Below are 16,972 nucleotides of genomic sequence, written 5' to 3'. Positions count from 1 at the left end.
CCATCTGGGGGAAGGTCAAGGGAGAAAAGATGAATATATCCGATGTTGCTAAAAAAACCGGTTTAACCAGCAAAGCCATACGCTTTTATGAAGAAAAAGGCTTAGTGACGCCGCCGCTACGTAGCGAAAATGGCTATCGTACATACAACCAACAGCATCTGAATGAACTTACGCTGCTGCGCCAGGCACGCCAGGTGGGTTTTAATCTCGAAGAGTGTGGCGAACTGGTGAACCTGTTTAACGATCCGGCGCGTCATAGTGCAGATGTGAAAAAGCGTACCTTAGAAAAGGTAGCGGACATTGAGCGGCATATCAGCGAGTTGCAGGCCATGCGCTTGCATTTGCTGGCGCTGGCGGAGAGTTGCCCAGGCGATGACAGTGCCGAATGCCCGATTATTGATAACCTCTCCGGCTGCTGCCACCATAAAGCGAAGGCTTAACGGCGAGGGGGATTAAGCATAAACACCACCGTGCCGCGGTACCATGGGGATTTCTCAAGCTGTGCTTCAGCCAGCGGATCCCGGCTACCGTTTTGCACCAGCCCCAGCTTAAACGGAATGCGCAGACGGCTGAGTGCGGGCAGATACGCCTGATAATTCGTTACCGTATGACGGCCCTGATAGCTCTGGACCACCAGTTCATCGACCGCCAGCGCGTTCAGCGTGGCGACGTCGCCCGTTTTTGCCCAATCCAGAAGTCCAGTCACGCCAAGTGCAAACTCGGCTGGTAACTGTTGACGTAATTGCTGCAAAAAGCGGGCGTAATCGGCAAGCTGATGAGTCGCCGCGTCAAAATCAACCTGTAGGCCGACCACGTGATTCCCGGCCGTCTGCCAGCGTTGCATCAACCGTATGATACGCGCCGGGATCGCCTCCGGTACGTCGAGCGTGGTAAAGCGCACGGTCAGCCAGATCGAGGGAAAAGACAGGCGGCTGACCGGCAGCCCGAGACGCTGGAAAACCACGTTACCCGAACGAATCAGCACCTCACCCTGATGCAGATAGACCGTTTGCGCGTCTTTCAGCTCATCACTGGCCTTCACGCCGGACCACAGCCAGAAGGCCGGATGCTCACGGGCGGCGACGATATCCGCCGCCTGCGGCTGGCCTGTCAGCAGCGCGGTTACCAGTAGTATTTGAGTTTTTGCGCCCACGGACTTCCCGGATACTGCGTTTTCAGTTGGGTGAACCAGCCTTTACGCTGCAGTTTATCCACTTCCTCACCGCCGCATTCGTTAGAGCCTGACGGCGCATAGCACATGATGGCGCGATACAGCGCGAAGCTCTTGTCTTCAACCTCTGCTTTCGGTGAAGTGATTACCTGCTGATAGTAGCTTTGCCTGTCGAACTGGCCGAACGGTTCTTTGCGCGATATTGCTGATTCAAGTACGTCGTTGCCGGCACTGTTTTTCCACAAATCAACGTGGGTTTGCGTGGTGCGGAAGAATTCGCCTAAGCAGTTCAGCGCGTGGGCATCATCTGCTTTTTTGCTCAATACCGTTACCGTTTCATTGAGGCTGCGACAGGTATAACCGGCTTGAGCGGCATCGCCATTCCAGTCGAAAATACTCAGATTAACGTCATCAAACGCGTCGCCAATAACCGGTGGAGTAATGGCGCTGGTCAGTTTTCTGTCATTCAACCAGTCGCCAAAGCGGTTTTCAGTAAGATCGCGTACCAGCAGCGTATGCAGGGCGATGGTACGCTCTTCATTGTTGGGTCCATGGACGGCCTGCTGGCGCAGCAGTTCCGGCGAGGCCTGTGTTTTCAGTATCTGCGAGCGAAAACGCAGGTTGGTCACTGCGCTTTCTGGGGCAAAAACCGCCGCCACATCGCCGCTATAAACCAGCGTGGCGGCGAGCTTAGCCTGTACATACTGCTGCTGTTCGTTGTCCTGGCTGAGTTTTAGCAACTGCAGCCAGAAATCACGCGCCGCGGGCCAGTTCTTCTGGCCCATCAGCGCTTCGCCATACAGCACTTGTTCGCTGAAGGCGAGGGTATCGTGAGCGGCAAGTTTCTGCGCTGGCGTAACTGCCTGAATAATCGCCGCGTAGTTCTCCGTCGCCAGCCACAGATTCAGTTGCAGATCGCGCCATAGCGGCAATTTTTGGCTCTGTTCAAACACCGGTTTGCTGGCATCGAGCTGCGCCTGGGTCAGTGTGGGTTTACTGTTGTTATCCAGACGCAGCGCGCGCAGCAGTTCGATATAGCTGACATGCGGCGCATCGGGGAAGGCTTCTACCACGGACTGTTCGTAGAACGCCATACCGTAGACATTATCGTATTCGATGACAATGTCACGCAGTTGCCGTGCGTCAGCCGACTGCTGGAGCGTTTGCTCATACAACCCGGCCAGCTGTGGCCACGCCTGTAAATACCAGTTGATGCGACGCAGCATACCGCGCGCGGATTCGGCATACAGGCCTTGCGGGAAGCGTTGCAAATAGACTTGTGCCTGCGTCTGAGCCTGAGTCGCATCCTCGCGGTTAATTTTTGCAATATCAAAATCGCCGTACTCGCCCACGCTGTTCTGGCTGCTCTTGTTCAAGGCCGCACGCATCAACATGTATTGCGCGGTCTCTGCCAGCCACGGGCGCTCACTTTTGGCAAGCTGAGTGAAATCGCGTTCGGCGCTGGCATAATCACCGGCATAGAAACTGGCAGCTGCGGCCAGATAATTTTTATAGGACTGAGCCGGTGAATCAGCCGGGAGGGTGGCAAGTGAAGACTCAATTTGTTCGCGGGTTGCCCCGGATAGCAGCCCCGTACGCGCCTGGGCTAAGGCCTGACGCTGTTCCGCCGCTAACGTCGGGTCGGCCAGCAGTGCGGCAAAAAATGCGCTGACGCTCTCGGTGTTATTTGAAACATGACGGTTCTCAAGCTCAGCGTCGTTGACGTTTATTTCGTCTGCGCTAATGTTCAGTTCGGCCATCTGTCGGGAGAGTGGGCTGTCTGCGGCGGATGCCGGCGCAGCGGCTGGCTGCGGGGCTGCCTCATCCCATTGCGGGTGATAGGCAAAATAGAAATCCCGGGAGCGGGTGATATCCGCTGGCATTGATTGCACCGGCAGAGCAAATGATTTTTCCTGGCTCAGCAGCCGCAGCAGGTTGTCGCGGCTGTCGTTTTCAGGGTTAAAGGTTGGCGTGCCTTTCAACAGGCAGCTGTCGTCGCTCCATTTGCAGTCTTCCATATCGAAAGAGGCGAATGCCTGCGGGGCGGCGGTCAGTAATGTGCAAAGGGCAAAGGCAAGGGGTGTCTTCCTGACCATAGTCTTATTTCCTGTCTTTTTAGTGTGATACCGCTTTAATAATCAGGGTTATCCCTTCAACGGCAATAACTTCAACCTGCGTTCCGGCGCTCAAATCGTCGCGGGCGCTGACGGGCCATGAGCTATCGCCGACGCGCATATGTCCACGGCCATTGACCAGGCCAGTTTCCAGAATAAATCGACGACCAACCAACTGCTGCCCGCGCTGGTTCAGATGGCTGTCGGCGGGTTTCTGCTCCTGAACACGCCTTGCCAGCCACTTCCACCAGAGCCAGGCCGCCAGCAGGGTGAGGACGGCGAACATTGCTCCTTGCCAGGCCCAGTCAAGCGGAACGAGCCACACCACCAGGCCGGTAATCACCGCCGCCACGCCGCTCCACAGCAGATAGCCGTTACCGCCCAGCATCTCGGCAGCGAGTAGCAAACCGCCGAGGCTGAGCCAAAAGATGTGCGGGTGTACCAGAATCATCGCTATCATGATTTTTTCCGCTCGCTGGCGCTGTCCTTAACCAGTTCTGCGATCCCGGCAATGGAGCCCATCAGGCTGCTGGCATCCAGCGGCATCATTACCACTTTGCTGTTATTCGATGAACCGATATGCTGCAGCGCTTCGGTGTATTTCTGCGCCACGAAGTAGTTCACGGCCTGAATATCCCCGGCGGCAATGGCTTCAGAAACCATCTGCGTTGCGCGAGCCTCGGCTTCTGCCGAACGTTCACGCGCTTCAGCCTGTAAAAACGCAGACTGGCGTTCACCTTCCGCTTTAAGGATCTTCGACTGCTTCTCACCTTCGGCCTTGACGATTTCTGCCTGACGGATCCCTTCGGCTTCAAGAATGTAGGCGCGTTTGGTACGTTCGGCTTTCATCTGCGCGTTCATCGCGTCGATAAGTTCTGCAGGAGGACGCACGTCGCGGATCTCGATACGGGTGATTTTAATGCCCCAGGGATTCGTGGCTTCATCAACAATATGCAGCAGGCGCGTGTTGATGTTGTCGCGCTGGGAGAGCATTTCATCGAGCTCCATCGAGCCGAGAACGGTACGAATGTTGGTCATGGTCAGATTGATAATCGCCAGTTCCAGATTACTGACTTCATAGGCGGCTTTCGGCGCGTCGATCACCTGAATAAAGCACACGGCATCAATCGCGACGTTGGCGTTATCTTTGGAGATGACTTCCTGAGAAGGGATATCAAGCACCTGTTCCATCATGTTGATCTTACGACCAATGCGATCCATGAACGGCACGACAAGGTTTAAACCTGGTTGCAGGGTTTTGGTGTAACGGCCAAAACGCTCTACCGTCCACTGATATCCCTGCGGGACGATTTTGACGCCAGCGCCGACGATGACCAGTGCGACAAAGATGAGAATAGGAATAAAAATGAGCATTGATGAAACCTCCTGTTGTGCTGTCCTTTACTGCCTCATTAATCAAATTATACCCGATTAATCAAGGGGGGCTCCCTTATAATAAATTACAGGCATAGACTGTCTGCACGAAAGATGTAAAAAAGGGATGGGTAATGGAAGAAAGCAGCATTCTGCTTCAGTTAAAAAATGTCGCATGGCAGGCAGGGGAGACGCAGGTTCTCAATAACATCAGTTTTGATCTCCGTGCCGGAGAATTTAAGCTGATTACCGGCCAGTCCGGCTGCGGGAAAAGTACGTTACTCAAGATTGTGGCGTCATTAATGAGTCCGACTGCCGGTGAAATCCTCTTTGAAGGCAAGGAGATAAGTACCCTCAAGCCGGAAGCGTATCGCCAGCAGGTCTCCTATTGTGCGCAAACGCCTGCCTTGTTTGGTGAGACCGTCTACGACAACCTCATTTTCCCCTGGCAAATCCGTAACAAACGTCCGGAGCCGGATGCGTTTCTGACCGTCCTGGCCCGTTTTGATCTCCCCGAGACGATCCTCAAAAAAAACATAAATGAGCTGTCCGGTGGCGAAAAGCAGCGCATCTCGCTAATTCGTAATTTGCAGTTTCTGCCCAAAATCCTGCTGCTTGATGAAATCACCAGCGCGCTGGATGAAGCCAATAAACGTAATGTGAACGAATTAGTTCACCATTATGTTCGCGATAAGAATATTGCGGTGCTGTGGGTGACGCACGACAAAGATGAAATTACGCATGCGGATAATGTCATAACCCTTCAACCGCATGCCGGAGAAATGCAGGAAGCACGCAATGAACGAGCATAATATTACCAATGAGTCCCTGGCATTAGCGATGATGCTGGTGGTGGTGGCGATCCTGATTAGCCACAAAGAAAAACTGGCGCTGGAAAAAGATATTCTCTGGAGCGTTTGCCGGGCGGTGGTTCAGCTTATTATCGTCGGCTATGTGCTGAAATATATTTTTGGCGTTAACCACAGTATTCTGACTTTACTGATGGTGCTGTTTATCTGCTTTAACGCGGCTTATAACGCGCAAAAGCGCAGTAAATATATTGATAAAGCTTTCCTCTCGTCGTTCATCGCCATCACGGTGGGGGCGGGATTAACGCTGGCGGTGCTGGTTTTGTCTGGCTCTATCGAGTTCGCGCCGATGCAGGTCATCCCGATCTCAGGCATGATTGCAGGCAATGCGATGGTGGCGGTGGGGTTGTGTTACAACAATCTGGGTCAGCGGTTTAGCAGCCAACAGCAGCAGATTCAGGAAAAACTCAGCCTTGGCGCGACGCCGAAAGTGGCCTCCGCGCCGCTGATTCGCGACAGCATTCGCGCCTCGCTGATCCCAACGATCGACTCTGCGAAAACGGTAGGGCTGGTGAGTTTACCGGGGATGATGTCCGGGTTGATCTTCGCGGGTATTGATCCGGTAAAAGCGATTAAATATCAGATTATGGTGACGTTTATGCTGCTTTCGACCGCCAGCCTGTCAACCATTATCGCCTGCTACCTGACCTATCGGAAATTCTATAATTCGCGTCACCAATTAGTCGTAACGCATTTGAAGAAGACGTGATGTGATGGCCGGATGACGGCTAACGCCATCCGGCAAATGCAGCAGATTAGTACAACAGCGCGTACAGCTGTCGGCGGTATTTTGAGGCCAGTGCATCGCCGGTTCCGAGTGCGGCAAGGATCTCCTGGAAGGTCTTACGCGCCAGGCCGTCGGCAGCAGTGAGATCTTTCTTCAAGTGGCTGAACAGCAGTTCCAGCGATTCTTCGTTGCGTCCGACCTGATGTAACTGAATGGCCAACTGTGTTGCCAGCGCCGCATCCTGCGGATTGCTGGCAACCTGCTGTTGCAGCTGTTGGATTTCCGGCGTATCGGCCGCCTGCTTCAGCAGTTCAATTTGCGCGACCAGTCCCTGATAGCGGGTGTCCTGATCCTGCAACGGAATGGTTTTCAGCACCGCTTCGGCTTCGTCAGAGCGGTTCAGGGCGATTTGCGTTTCCGCCAGCAGCAGGCCAATTTCGCTACTCTGGTTGGAGATCTGCCACGCTTCTTTCAGGAGCGGCAGCGCGTCGGCGTGATTACCTGCCTCAATGAACTCGATAGCCTGACGCGCTTTCAGCTCTTCTTCGCTCGGCAACACTTTTTCCAGCAGCGCGCGGATAACCTCTTCCGGCTGCGGGCCCTGGAATCCGTCCACTGGCTGACCGTTCTGGAACAGATAAACCGTAGGGATGGCGCGCAGGCCAAACTGAGAAGCGATCATCTGCTCGGCGTCGCAGTCGAGCTTGGCAAGAATAAACTGGCCGTTGTACTGGGCGGCAAGGCTCTCCAGTACCGGCGTCAATTGCAGGCAGTGCTGACTGCGCTCAGACCAGAAATAGAACAGGACCGGCGTGGTCATCGACTGTTCAAGGGTCTGCTGCAGGTTCGATTCGTTAATGTTAACAATATTCTGTGTGGACATGGAGTTACTCTCTTTTGTCGATTTCTTGTTACATGGGGGCTGACGCGCGTGCTTCAACTCAACCCTGTAAAATTTTGTCCATTATGCGGCCTGGCAACAGGCGTTTAAGTAGCATCACTGCCCAGGTCACCAACGTAACCGGATAACGAAGCTTCGGTTTGTCGCTCTCAAACGCATGACGCACTTTGGCGACAACCGCTTCTGGTCCCAGCGTAAAACGTGCGGCAATACCAGGGTTTTCAACGGGAGCATCACGTTGAGTCTGATTGACATTTTCGGTAAAACGGGTGCGAATAGGGCCGGGCTCAATCAGGCTGACCTTGATCCCGCTGTGGCGCAGTTCCATGCGCAGCGCGTCGGACCAGGCTTCCAGTGCGTATTTGCTGGCGGCATAGGCTCCGCGTCCCGGTGTTGAGATCAATCCCATCACCGACGAGGTCATCACAATACGTCCTTCTCCGTGAGGGAGCATGGCGGGCAACAGGCGCATGGTCAGCTGATGTGCACCAAAGAAGTTGGCCGAAAACTGCTGCTCCATTTGCTCGCGGCTAATGGTCGGCAGTGGGCCATAGACGCCGTATCCGGCATTGTTAAAGATCCCATACAAACGATTATCGGTCAGGGCGATCACCTCATCGGCGGCGTGATCCACGCTTTCGGGTGAGTCCAGATCCAGCAATACGCCGGTGAATCCCATACTGTTCATACGCGCAACATCGTCAGGTTTGCGACAGCCTGCCAGAATTTGAAAACCCTGGCGCTTTAGTTCAAGCGCGCTTTCCAGACCGATTCCGCTGGAACATCCTGTTATTAAGACCGATTTTTGCATAACTTTACCTGTCAGGATCTCCGTTGAATTACGAGTCGTGATTAACTAGAGGAGTGAGATGTTGCGCCATCCAGTCGGCAATAAACGGCTGGGCGTCACGGTTAGGATGAATACCATCATCCTGCATCCACTGGGGTTTCAGATAAACCTCTTCCATAAAAAAGGGCAGCAGAGGGATATCAAACTCTTTGGCGAGCTTTGGATAAATCGCGCTAAAGGTTTCATTATAACGGCGACCGTAGTTTGCCGGCAGACGAATTTGCATTAATAGCGGTTCGGCATTTGCCGCTTTCACGTCCTGCAGGATTGTGCGCAGGGTTTGTTCGGTTTGCGCAGGCGCAAAGCCGCGCAGACCATCGTTGCCGCCAAGTTCGACCAGCACCCAGCGAGGCTGGTGCTGCTTGAGTAATGCGGGCAGACGGGCCAGACCCTGCTGCGAGGTGTCGCCGCTAATGCTGGCATTCACCACCGGCGTTTTAGTTTTCCATTTATCATTAAGTAGCGCAGGCCACGCGGCGCTGGCGGACATACGGTATCCGGCGCTCAGGCTGTCACCCAGAATTAATAACGTGTCCGCAGCGGCGGCGCGGAAAGTTAACAGAACCAGGAACAGGAAAGGCCAATGCCAGCGGAAAACATTGTTGAAGTTCATCATCTTAAGAAATCCGTCGGTCAGGGTGATCAAGAGCTATCCATCCTTACCGGAGTTGAACTGGTTGTCAAACGCGCCGAGACCATTGCGTTGATTGGCGAGTCGGGATCGGGGAAATCCACGCTGCTGGCGATCCTCGCCGGGCTTGACGATGGCTCCAGCGGTGAAGTCAGCCTGGTTGGACAGGCGCTGCACGCCATGGACGAAGAAGCAAGGGCGCAACTGCGGGCGCGACACGTGGGCTTTGTCTTCCAGTCGTTCATGTTAATTCCAACCCTGAATGCACTGGAGAACGTTGAGCTGCCCGCGTTGTTGCGTGGCGAAAACAGTGGAAAAAGCCGCGACGGAGCAAAAGTGCTGCTGGAGCAACTGGGACTGGGTAAGCGCCTTGATCATCTTCCGGCCCAGCTTTCCGGCGGGGAGCAGCAGCGCGTGGCGCTGGCGCGGGCGTTTAATGGACGCCCTGACGTGCTGTTTGCCGATGAACCGACGGGCAATCTGGACAGGCAGACCGGAGACAAAATCGCCGACCTGCTGTTTTCTCTGAACCTGGAACATGGCACAACCCTGATTCTGGTGACCCATGACCCGCAGCTGGCGGCGCGTTGCGATCGGCGTTTACGCCTGGTGAACGGACAGTTGCAGGAGGAGGCATGATTGCACGCTGGTTCTGGCGCGAGTGGCGCTCGCCTTCATTACTGATTGTCTGGCTGGCGCTAAGTCTGGCTGTGGCCTGCGTGCTGGCGCTGGGCAATATCAGCGATCGCATGGAAAAAGGGCTGAGCCAGCAAAGCCGTGAGTTTATGGCGGGCGATCGGTCGCTGCAAAGTTCGCGCGCCGTACCGAAAGCGTGGATTGACGAGGCGCGACAGCGTGGTCTGAAAGTAGGTGAGCAACTGACCTTTGCCACCATGACCTTTGCCCGGGATATGCCGCAGCTGGCGAACGTCAAAGCGGTGGATGATGTGTATCCGATGTATGGCTTGTTGCAAACCAATCCGCCGGGGTTGAAACCGCAGCCAGGCTTGGTGCTGCTGGCCCCGCGTCTGATGGCGCTGCTCAACTTAAAAATCGGTGATTCCATCGACGTTGGCGATGCCACCCTGCGCATCGCCGGGGAAGTGGTGCAGGAACCAGATTCTGGTTTTAATCCTTTCCAGATAGCGCCGCGCCTGATGATGAACATGGCGGATGTCGAAAAAACGGCGGCGGTCCAGCCGGGAAGCCGTGTGACCTGGCGCTATAAATTTGGTGGGACGCCACAGCAACTGGAAGCTTATGAAAAATGGCTGCTGCCGCAGTTAAAGCTGGAGCAGCGCTGGTATGGTCTGGAGCAGGATGAAGGGGCGCTGGGGAAATCACTGGAGCGTTCACAACAGTTCCTGCTGCTGTCGGCACTGTTAACGCTACTGTTGGCGGTTGCTGCCGTTGCCGTGGCGATGAATCATTACTGCCGCAGCCGTTACGACTTGGTGGCGATATTAAAAACGCTCGGTGCAGGCAGAGCGCAGCTACGCAAGCTGATTATCGGCCAGTGGCTGATGGTGCTGGTGCTGTCCGGCGTGACCGGCGGGCTGTTCGGGCTGTTATTTGAGCGGGTGCTGGTGGTCTTACTTAAGCCGGTTCTGCCCGGTGAACTGCCGCCCGCCAGCCTGTGGCCGTGGCTGTGGGCATTCGGTACGATGACCGTCATTTCTCTGCTGGTGGGATTACGCCCTTATCGCCTGCTGCTGGCGACGCAGCCGCTGCGGGTACTGCGTCGCGACGTGGTGGCTAACGTCTGGCCGCTCAAGGTCTATTTGCCCGTAGCAACGATAGTTGTAGTTGCGCTGCTGGCCGGATTGATGGGCGGAAGTATGCTGTTGTGGGCAGTACTGGCCGGGGCGGTAGTGCTGGCGCTGCTGTGCGGCGTGCTGGGCTGGATGCTGCTTAACCTGCTGCGTGGTCTGACGCTGACATCGCTGCCACTGCGTTTGGCGGTCAGCCGGCTATTGCGCCAGCCATGGTCAACGCTCAGCCAACTATCGGCATTCTCGCTGTCCTTTATGCTGCTGGCGCTGTTACTGGTGCTGCGCGGCGATCTCCTCGATCGCTGGCAGCAGCAAATGCCGCCGGAAAGCCCAAACTATTTTCTGATCAACATTGCCACCGAGCAGGTGGCTCCGCTGAAGGCTTTCCTGGCTGAGCATCAGGTGATCCCGGAGTCGTTCTACCCGATAGTGCGGGCGCGTCTGACCGCTATCAATGAGCAGCCGACCGAAGGCAATCAGGATGAAGCGCTGAACCGCGAGCTTAATCTGACCTGGCAGGATACCCGACCGGATCATAACCCGATCGTTGCCGGGAGCTGGCCGCCAAAAGCGGGTGGAGTGTCGATGGAAGAGGGGTTGGCAAAACGGCTGAACGTCAGGCTTGGCGATCGGGTCACCTTTATGGGTGATACTCAGGATTTCAGCGCCACGGTCAGCAGTCTGCGCAAAGTGGACTGGGAAAGTCTGCGACCTAACTTTTTCTTTATCTTCCCCTCCGGCGCGCTGGACGGACAGCCGCAAAGTTGGTTAACCAGTTTTCGTTGGGAGAACGGCAACGGCATGCTGACGCAGCTTAACCGTGAGTTTCCGACCGTCAGCCTGCTGGATATTGGCGCTATCCTCAAACAGGTGAGCCAGGTACTGGAGCAGGTGAGCCGCGCGCTGGAGGTGATGGTGGTGCTGGTCACCGCCTGCGGTATGTTGCTCCTGTTGGCGCAGGTGCAGGTCGGGTTGCGTCAGCGTCATCAGGAACTGGTGGTCTGGCGTACGCTGGGCGCGGGCAAGAAGCTGCTGCGTACCTCGCTGTGGTGCGAGTTCGCGATGCTCGGGATGGTTGCCGGACTGGTGGCGGCCATTGGGGCGGAAACCGCACTGGCGGTGTTGCAAACCCGCGTGTTTGATTTCCCGTGGGAGCCAGACTGGCGACTGTGGGTCGTGTTGCCGCTTTGTGGGGCATTGCTGCTCTCTCTCTGTGGCGGATGGTTAGGTTCACGTCTGTTAAAAGGCAAAGCGCTGTTCCGTCAGTTCAGCAGTTAATTCATAATTGTGATGATTACGCACCGGTTTTTTTAAATCGGTGCGTTTTTTATTTATGTAGCACAAATTGATAACTCATTGATATTTAACAGCACAGAACAATAAAAACCCGACAACACGAGTGTATTAATAAACGTTAATATTTGTATGCTGAATAATTGGCAGGCTATCTATCAAGGTACAAATAATGACTATAAAAAAAACGGCGCTGGCGGTATCGATTGGCGCAGCAGTGGCATTAACGACCTTCGCCTCCCAGGCGGAAATCACGATCCTGAAACAAGATCCGCAGGCGGGCAACCCGCTGAGCCGTCTTAACTTCACCGTCGGTGGGAGTATTCGTCCGCAGTTCCAGAATATGGCCGGTGACGATGGTAAGAATGGCTACAAGCGTAATGGCTTCGACGGTGGAACGCGTTTCCGCTTCGCCGCTGACTACTATCTGTTTGATGACATCAGTTGGGTGAGCTACTACGAGCTGGGCGTTAACTTCCCGGCGATGTTCAACTGGGACAATCACTATGCTAACGGTGCCAATGATACCACGCGTCGTATGCTGTACACCGGTCTGAAGAGCGCGACCTGGGGGACACTGACCTTCGGTCAACAGAACAGCATTTACTATGATGTGGTGGGGGCAAAAACGGATATCTGGGACTACGACATGATCGGCCAGGCACCGGGTAACGGTATCAATGGCGACTATGATGGTTCTTATCGTACACGTAAATCACTGAAATATAAAAATACGGTAGGTGATGTCGATCTTTACGCGTCTTATCTGTTCAGCGATGACTACAACCCGAACAACGGGTTGCGCTACAAGCGTAAAGGTGGTGGCTCGCTGGGTGTGGATTACCACATCACTGATGACCTGACCTGGGGTACGGCGTGGAACTATACTCGCGCGGAAATGCGTGGTAACACCAGCAAAACCTACGATCAAAACATTGTCGGTACTGCGCTGAGTTGGAAACCGGACAACTGGACGTTCTCCATGGGCGGCGGCTGGTATCAGAACTTCATGACCACCAAAAAAGTCTCGGTTAACGACTATTTTGCCGGTGATGCCTGGGGTCTGGAATACTTCGCGGGTTACACCTTCCCGGTTGGTCAGTATGCGCTGAAATCCGTGCAGCCATACTTTATGGGCGATCGTATTGAATACGTGAATGGTCGTAACTACCTGCGCACCGACAACGGTGTGGGTATCAGCTTCCAGCTGGATTACGGTTTCCGTGTGGATTACGAACACGTCTTCACTTCCAGCACCGATAATCTGGGCGACATGAATCTGGTCCGTCTGCGTTACGACTTCTAAGTCAATTTCCCTGCCAAAACCGGGTAACCAAAAGGTTATCCGGTTTTTTACTCTCCTTTGTTAAAAAACCATAAGTGCCTTCCGCGTACATTCAACGACATATCTCGCAACATCATGAAATAATTTCAAGGACAGCAGGTTGTGATCTGTGTCATGTTAACAATCAGCCTGTTGACAGGCCAACAAGAACAACGCCGCAAGAACGGCGTGAGACATGACACCACAACGTTAAAATGGAGAGATTATGGGATTGCGTCAGAGTTTACGCGTCGCGACCGGAGCGCTGTTACTGGCCTGCGGATTACAATTTGCTCATGCGAACAGTGATCCACACACCATCGTATTTGGCGTCGCACCTGGGCCGTACGGCGATATGGTAAAACAAGCCATTGCCCCTACGTTGAAAGAGAAAGGCTATAAGGTTGTGGTGCGCGAATTCAGCGACTACGTGCAGCCGAACATGGCGCTCTCCAACGGCAGCATTGATGCCAATCTGTTCCAGCACTCGCTCTACTTTGACAAATTCACCGCCGATAAAGGCCTGAAGCTGAGCAAGCTGATTGTGGTCCCAACGGCCGGGATGGGCTTTTACTCGCATAAAATCAAAAGCCTGGATGAGTTGAAAAAAGGGGATGTGATCACGCTTTCCAACGATCCCACTAACCTGGCTCGCGGTCTGCGTTTCCTGCAGTCTATTGGCCTTATCACCATCAAAGATAACATCGACCCGACTAAAGCCTCCGAGCGCGATATCGCCAGCAATCCGAAAGGCCTGGTGTTTAAACCGCTGGAAGCCGCGCAGTTGCCGCGTACGCTGGACGGCGTGACCGGCGCGCTGGTCAACGGTAACTTTGCCGTGGCGGCAAAACTGGATCTCGCCAGCGCCATCAAGCAAGAGCACCTGGATGAAAATCTGAAAAATATCATCGCGGTACGCAGCGAAGATGCGGATAAACCGTTCGCGAAAGATATTGTGGAGGCGGTGAAATCCCCGGCGTATCGCGCCGTGATCGACGACCCGAAAAATATCTACAGCGCCTTCCAGAAACCGGAATGGATGTCGTCAGCCCAATAATCGCTGCGCACAAGGGTTAACAGGGGCAGCGGCGACTGCCCTTTTCGCATTTCTGAGGTGGGTATGATTGAGATAGAAAAGGTTTGCGTGGACTTCGCCGCAGGCCGTGGAACATCAACCCGGGCGGTTGATGACGTCAGCTTGCACATTGGCGCAGGTGAAATATTCGGTATTGTCGGGACCAGTGGCGCGGGGAAAAGTACGCTGCTGCGCACCCTCAACGCCTTAACGCGCCCGAGCCAGGGAAGCGTAAAAGTGAATGGCGTGGAGATCTCTGCGCTCGAGGGGGGGCATTTACGCAAAGCGCGTCAGCGTATCGGTATGATTTTTCAACATTTTAACCTGATGCATACCCGCACCGTGGCGCAAAACGTTGCTTTCAGCCTGAAGGCTGCCGGATGGGAGCGCAGCAAAATCGCTCCACGCGTTGCGGAGATTCTGGCGTTGGTCGGGCTGGCGGATAAAGCAAACCGTTTTCCGGTTCAGCTCAGCGGCGGGCAAAAGCAGCGCGTGGGTATTGCCCGTGCGATTGCTAATCACCCGGATGTGCTGTTGTGTGATGAACCTACTTCCGCGCTGGATCTGGAAACGTCAGCAACAATTCTGACATTGCTCAAGCAGATCAACCAACAGTTGGGGATCACGATCGTGCTGATCACCCATGAGATGAACGTGATCAAATCCATTTGCGATCGCGTAGCGGTGATGTCCGGTGGCAAGGTGGTGGAGTCTGGTGAGGTGTTTGATGTTTTTGCTCACCCGCAGCACGCTTTCACTCAACAACTGGTGTCGCATACCCTCAACCTGACGCTACCTGAACGTCTGCGCCAGCACCTGCCGGGTCAGCTGTTAAAAATTCTGTTCATCGGTGATTCGGTGGAACAGCCGGTTTTATCAGAAGTCGCGGTTAAATTTGGCGTGGCGGTGAACATTCTGCACGGCAAAATTGAATATATCGGCGAACGTGCGCTGGGGATTCTGGTGGTGCAACTGACCGCGCCGCATAACCCTTCTGCGGTTGAAGTTGCCGTGGAACATATTCGTCAACGTACTGCTCAAGTGGAGGTGATTCGTGGATGATTTATTGCCTGATTTGACGCTGGCGTTTAATGAAACCTTCCAGATGCTGAGCATCTCAACGGTGCTGGCTATTATTGGCGGTTTGCCGCTCGGTTTTCTTATTTTCGTCACCGATCGGCATTTATTCTGGCAGAACCGTTTTGTGTATCTGCTCAGTTCCGTGCTGGTGAATATTATCCGCTCGGTGCCGTTTGTGATCCTGCTGGTGCTGCTGCTACCGCTCACCCAGTTTTTGCTCGGGAATACCATCGGGCCGATTGCGGCATCGGTTCCGCTGTCGGTGGCGGCTATCGCCTTCTATGCCCGTCTGGTCGACAGCGCGCTGCGCGAAGTCGATAAAGGCATTATTGAGGCGGCGGAAGCTTTTGGTGCCAGCCCGATGCGCATCATTTGCACCGTTCTGTTACCTGAGGCGAGCGCGGGACTGCTGCGTGGGCTGACGATAACGCTGGTGAGTCTGATCGGTTACTCCGCAATGGCCGGTATCGTTGGCGGCGGTGGAGTCGGCGACCTGGCGATTCGCTTTGGTTATTACCGCTACGAAACCCAGGTCATGATCGTCACCGTGGTGGCGCTGATTATTCTGGTGCAGGTCGTACAGGTGCTGGGCGACTGGCTGGCAAAACGCGCGGATAAGCGTGACCGGCATTAATGCGCCTGGAGCCAGTCATTTACGTCCTGCCATGAGCCGCGAAACACGATTTTCGCGGCTTTTTTCTCTAGCTGGTAGCGATACATTGGGTCGTAGTATTCGTTGAGTAACGGTACCAGCCATCCCATATGGGCGTCGGTACTGCCGTTGGCTTGTTGCTCTTGCAGGGCGACGTCGAGCAGGGCGTTCAGTTCGGCAAAGCGCTGTAAACCCAAACGGCGGCGGATAGCAAACAGGCCGTGATGCAAATATTCACAGTACTCCTGCCAGCCCTGACTATCGCCATAAGCGTGGGTAAAATCGTGGTGCATGCGCACAAAATATTCTTCACGTAGTCGCTCAAGGCGTAGCTCAAAAGGATCGTCGACCACCGCAATAGATGCCTGACTCATGCGCTCGCGCAGGCATTCGGGCAAATGATTGGCGCCAATCATGCGGCCTTCATCTTCCAGCACCCAGCGATGCAGCGCCTGACGGCTGTCGGTTTTCAGCATCTCGACCGCCAGCAGGTTTTCAAAGCTTGCCTGGCTCAGCTGCGGTTCAACGGTGCGGCCAAAAGAAGATCCACGATGGTGTGCCAGACCTTCGAGGTCAATGCCGTTCGGCTGTTGTTGCACTAACTGCGTTTTACCGTTCCCGGTACAGCCGCCAATTAAGACGATCGGTTTTTGCACCAGTTCTTCAGTCAGTTGAATCACCGCCTGACGCAACGCTTTATAACCGCCTTGTATTAGCGGGTAGTCAGTGCCGGACTCGTGTAGCCACTGCTGCACAATGTGCGACCGCTGGCCGCCGCGCGCGCAGCATAAGTAGCCCGCAGGATTTTGACGACAGGCATCCAGCCAGGCCTTCATGCGTCGCTGGCGAGTCTCGCCACAGACCAGTTGATGGCCAAGCGCGAGGGCGGCCTCAGGCCCCTGACGTTTATAACAGGTACCCACGGCTGCACGTTCGTCATCGTTCATTAAGGGAAGGTTTATTGCACCCGGCATTGCGCCCTGCTGAAATTCGACGGGGGCGCGTACATCGATTAAAGGCGTACCGGCGAGCAGAATTGCGCGATAGTCCTGTATTGCTTGTGTGTATTGCATAGTAAAAAACGAAACCTCAAATCATCCTGCGTACCATTTTACGCGCCAAATGAGAGGATGACTTGA

The 16,972-nt window shown here is 54.6% G+C and carries 17 protein-coding genes; 9 read left to right on the top strand and 8 right to left on the bottom strand.

Annotation, left to right across the window (positions count from 1 at the left end; genetic code table 11):
• Nucleotides 1–29: 29 nt before the first annotated feature.
• Nucleotides 30–440: a Cu(I)-responsive transcriptional regulator gene (gene cueR / locus ACU8YC_RS10990; RefSeq protein ID WP_029139441.1), complete on the top strand. Its 411-nt coding sequence runs from the start codon at nucleotides 30–32 to the stop codon at nucleotides 438–440.
• Here the strand turns inward: cueR and ACU8YC_RS10985 are convergent.
• From ACU8YC_RS10985 to ACU8YC_RS10970, 4 genes are read right to left on the bottom strand one after another with little or no spacing between them, the layout of a single operon-like run.
• A complete protein-coding gene (locus ACU8YC_RS10985) occupies nucleotides 437–1,153 on the bottom strand; it encodes a DUF3142 domain-containing protein (RefSeq protein WP_151218660.1) in 717 nt (238 codons plus the stop codon). The genes cueR and ACU8YC_RS10985 overlap by 4 nt on opposite strands.
• Nucleotides 1,123–3,267: a hypothetical protein gene (locus tag ACU8YC_RS10980; RefSeq protein ID WP_187252895.1), complete on the bottom strand. Its 2,145-nt coding sequence runs from the start codon at nucleotides 3,265–3,267 to the stop codon at nucleotides 1,123–1,125. Before ACU8YC_RS10980 ends, ACU8YC_RS10985 begins: the two co-directional genes overlap by 31 nt.
• Before the next feature lie 19 nt (nucleotides 3,268–3,286).
• Complete coding sequence (locus tag ACU8YC_RS10975) at nucleotides 3,287–3,745, bottom strand: NfeD family protein (protein ID WP_151218661.1); 459 nt, start codon at nucleotides 3,743–3,745, stop codon at nucleotides 3,287–3,289.
• Entirely contained in the window at nucleotides 3,742–4,659 is a 918-nt protein-coding gene (locus ACU8YC_RS10970) for an SPFH domain-containing protein (RefSeq protein WP_016152106.1), read from the bottom strand. Before ACU8YC_RS10970 ends, ACU8YC_RS10975 begins: the two co-directional genes overlap by 4 nt.
• Nucleotides 4,660–4,793: 134 nt before the next feature.
• Here ACU8YC_RS10970 and fetA point away from each other — a divergent pair, with 134 nt between their 5' ends.
• The gene (gene fetA, locus ACU8YC_RS10965) at nucleotides 4,794–5,471 is read left to right on the top strand and encodes an iron efflux ABC transporter ATP-binding subunit FetA (protein ID WP_187252893.1); all 678 of its coding nucleotides are present in this window, start codon (nucleotides 4,794–4,796) and stop codon (nucleotides 5,469–5,471) included.
• Nucleotides 5,458–6,237: an iron efflux ABC transporter permease subunit FetB gene (gene fetB / locus ACU8YC_RS10960; RefSeq protein WP_151218662.1), complete on the top strand. Its 780-nt coding sequence runs from the start codon at nucleotides 5,458–5,460 to the stop codon at nucleotides 6,235–6,237. The genes fetA and fetB overlap by 14 nt, the downstream gene beginning before the upstream one ends.
• A gap of 46 nt (nucleotides 6,238–6,283) precedes the next feature.
• On the opposite strand, the gene ACU8YC_RS10955 is transcribed toward fetB, so the two are convergent.
• Genes ACU8YC_RS10955 through tesA form a run of 3 tightly spaced genes read right to left on the bottom strand, consistent with a single transcriptional unit; the run spans nucleotide 6,284 to nucleotide 8,622 of the window.
• Nucleotides 6,284–7,138, bottom strand: coding sequence for a co-chaperone YbbN (locus ACU8YC_RS10955; RefSeq protein ID WP_187252892.1), 855 nt, complete (start codon nucleotides 7,136–7,138; stop codon nucleotides 6,284–6,286).
• Nucleotides 7,139–7,196: 58 nt separating this feature from the next.
• The gene (locus ACU8YC_RS10950; protein ID WP_151218664.1) at nucleotides 7,197–7,967 is read right to left on the bottom strand and encodes an SDR family oxidoreductase; all 771 of its coding nucleotides are present in this window, start codon (nucleotides 7,965–7,967) and stop codon (nucleotides 7,197–7,199) included.
• A 28-nt stretch (nucleotides 7,968–7,995) separates the two neighbouring features.
• A complete protein-coding gene (gene tesA / locus ACU8YC_RS10945; RefSeq protein WP_187252890.1) occupies nucleotides 7,996–8,622 on the bottom strand; it encodes a multifunctional acyl-CoA thioesterase I/protease I/lysophospholipase L1 in 627 nt (208 codons plus the stop codon).
• On the opposite strand from tesA, the gene ybbA reads away from it, so the two are divergent.
• The 6 genes from ybbA to ACU8YC_RS10915 all read left to right on the top strand — a co-directional run bounded on the left by ybbA (nucleotide 8,590) and on the right by ACU8YC_RS10915 (nucleotide 15,815).
• Complete coding sequence (gene ybbA, locus ACU8YC_RS10940; RefSeq protein WP_151218665.1) at nucleotides 8,590–9,276, top strand: putative ABC transporter ATP-binding protein YbbA; 687 nt, start codon at nucleotides 8,590–8,592, stop codon at nucleotides 9,274–9,276. The two genes, tesA and ybbA, sit on opposite strands and share 33 nt — an antisense overlap.
• Nucleotides 9,273–11,687: a putative ABC transporter permease subunit YbbP gene (gene ybbP, locus ACU8YC_RS10935; RefSeq protein WP_446895331.1), complete on the top strand. Its 2,415-nt coding sequence runs from the start codon at nucleotides 9,273–9,275 to the stop codon at nucleotides 11,685–11,687. The genes ybbA and ybbP overlap by 4 nt, the downstream gene beginning before the upstream one ends.
• A gap of 187 nt (nucleotides 11,688–11,874) precedes the next feature.
• Nucleotides 11,875–13,008 carry a porin gene (locus tag ACU8YC_RS10930; RefSeq protein WP_187252888.1) on the top strand — a complete coding sequence of 378 codons (1,134 nt, stop codon included), beginning with the start codon at nucleotides 11,875–11,877 and terminating at the stop codon, nucleotides 13,006–13,008.
• A gap of 244 nt (nucleotides 13,009–13,252) precedes the next feature.
• Nucleotides 13,253–14,083, top strand: a complete 831-nt coding sequence (locus ACU8YC_RS10925) for a MetQ/NlpA family ABC transporter substrate-binding protein (protein ID WP_151224881.1) — start codon at nucleotides 13,253–13,255, stop codon at nucleotides 14,081–14,083.
• A gap of 63 nt (nucleotides 14,084–14,146) precedes the next feature.
• Nucleotides 14,147–15,163 (top strand): virulence-associated ABC transporter ATP-binding protein SfbB, encoded by a 1,017-nt coding sequence (gene sfbB / locus ACU8YC_RS10920; RefSeq protein WP_446895330.1) that lies wholly within the window; start codon nucleotides 14,147–14,149, stop codon nucleotides 15,161–15,163.
• Nucleotides 15,156–15,815, top strand: a complete 660-nt coding sequence (locus ACU8YC_RS10915) for a methionine ABC transporter permease (RefSeq protein WP_003831085.1) — start codon at nucleotides 15,156–15,158, stop codon at nucleotides 15,813–15,815. The genes sfbB and ACU8YC_RS10915 overlap by 8 nt, the downstream gene beginning before the upstream one ends.
• Here ACU8YC_RS10915 and mnmH read toward each other — a convergent pair.
• The gene (mnmH, locus tag ACU8YC_RS10910; protein WP_370618806.1) at nucleotides 15,812–16,906 is read right to left on the bottom strand and encodes a tRNA 2-selenouridine(34) synthase MnmH; all 1,095 of its coding nucleotides are present in this window, start codon (nucleotides 16,904–16,906) and stop codon (nucleotides 15,812–15,814) included. The two genes, ACU8YC_RS10915 and mnmH, sit on opposite strands and share 4 nt — an antisense overlap.
• Nucleotides 16,907–16,972: the final 66 nt, after the last annotated feature.

The sequence above is a fragment of the Citrobacter sp. VF227 genome, from assembly GCF_052950715.1.
The sequence above is the reverse complement of the archived record's forward strand: the minus strand, read 5'-3'. Positions and strand labels throughout refer to the sequence as shown.

Coding starts and splice junctions, on each gene's coding strand:
- fetA (WP_187252893.1), top strand. CDS start 4,794: ATGGAAGAAAGCAGCATTCTGCTTCAGTTAAAAAATGTCGCATGGCAG.
- fetB (WP_151218662.1), top strand. CDS start 5,458: ATGAACGAGCATAATATTACCAATGAGTCCCTGGCATTAGCGATGATG.
- ACU8YC_RS10925 (WP_151224881.1), top strand. CDS start 13,253: ATGGGATTGCGTCAGAGTTTACGCGTCGCGACCGGAGCGCTGTTACTG.
- ACU8YC_RS10930 (WP_187252888.1), top strand. CDS start 11,875: ATGACTATAAAAAAAACGGCGCTGGCGGTATCGATTGGCGCAGCAGTG.
- ACU8YC_RS10975 (WP_151218661.1), bottom strand. CDS start 3,745: ATGATAGCGATGATTCTGGTACACCCGCACATCTTTTGGCTCAGCCTC.
- ACU8YC_RS10970 (WP_016152106.1), bottom strand. CDS start 4,659: ATGCTCATTTTTATTCCTATTCTCATCTTTGTCGCACTGGTCATCGTC.
- cueR (WP_029139441.1), top strand. CDS start 30: ATGAATATATCCGATGTTGCTAAAAAAACCGGTTTAACCAGCAAAGCC.
- sfbB (WP_446895330.1), top strand. CDS start 14,147: ATGATTGAGATAGAAAAGGTTTGCGTGGACTTCGCCGCAGGCCGTGGA.
- ybbA (WP_151218665.1), top strand. CDS start 8,590: ATGCCAGCGGAAAACATTGTTGAAGTTCATCATCTTAAGAAATCCGTC.
- mnmH (WP_370618806.1), bottom strand. CDS start 16,906: ATGCAATACACACAAGCAATACAGGACTATCGCGCAATTCTGCTCGCC.
- ACU8YC_RS10980 (WP_187252895.1), bottom strand. CDS start 3,267: ATGGTCAGGAAGACACCCCTTGCCTTTGCCCTTTGCACATTACTGACC.
- ACU8YC_RS10955 (WP_187252892.1), bottom strand. CDS start 7,138: ATGTCCACACAGAATATTGTTAACATTAACGAATCGAACCTGCAGCAG.
- ACU8YC_RS10950 (WP_151218664.1), bottom strand. CDS start 7,967: ATGCAAAAATCGGTCTTAATAACAGGATGTTCCAGCGGAATCGGTCTG.
- ybbP (WP_446895331.1), top strand. CDS start 9,273: ATGATTGCACGCTGGTTCTGGCGCGAGTGGCGCTCGCCTTCATTACTG.
- tesA (WP_187252890.1), bottom strand. CDS start 8,622: ATGATGAACTTCAACAATGTTTTCCGCTGGCATTGGCCTTTCCTGTTC.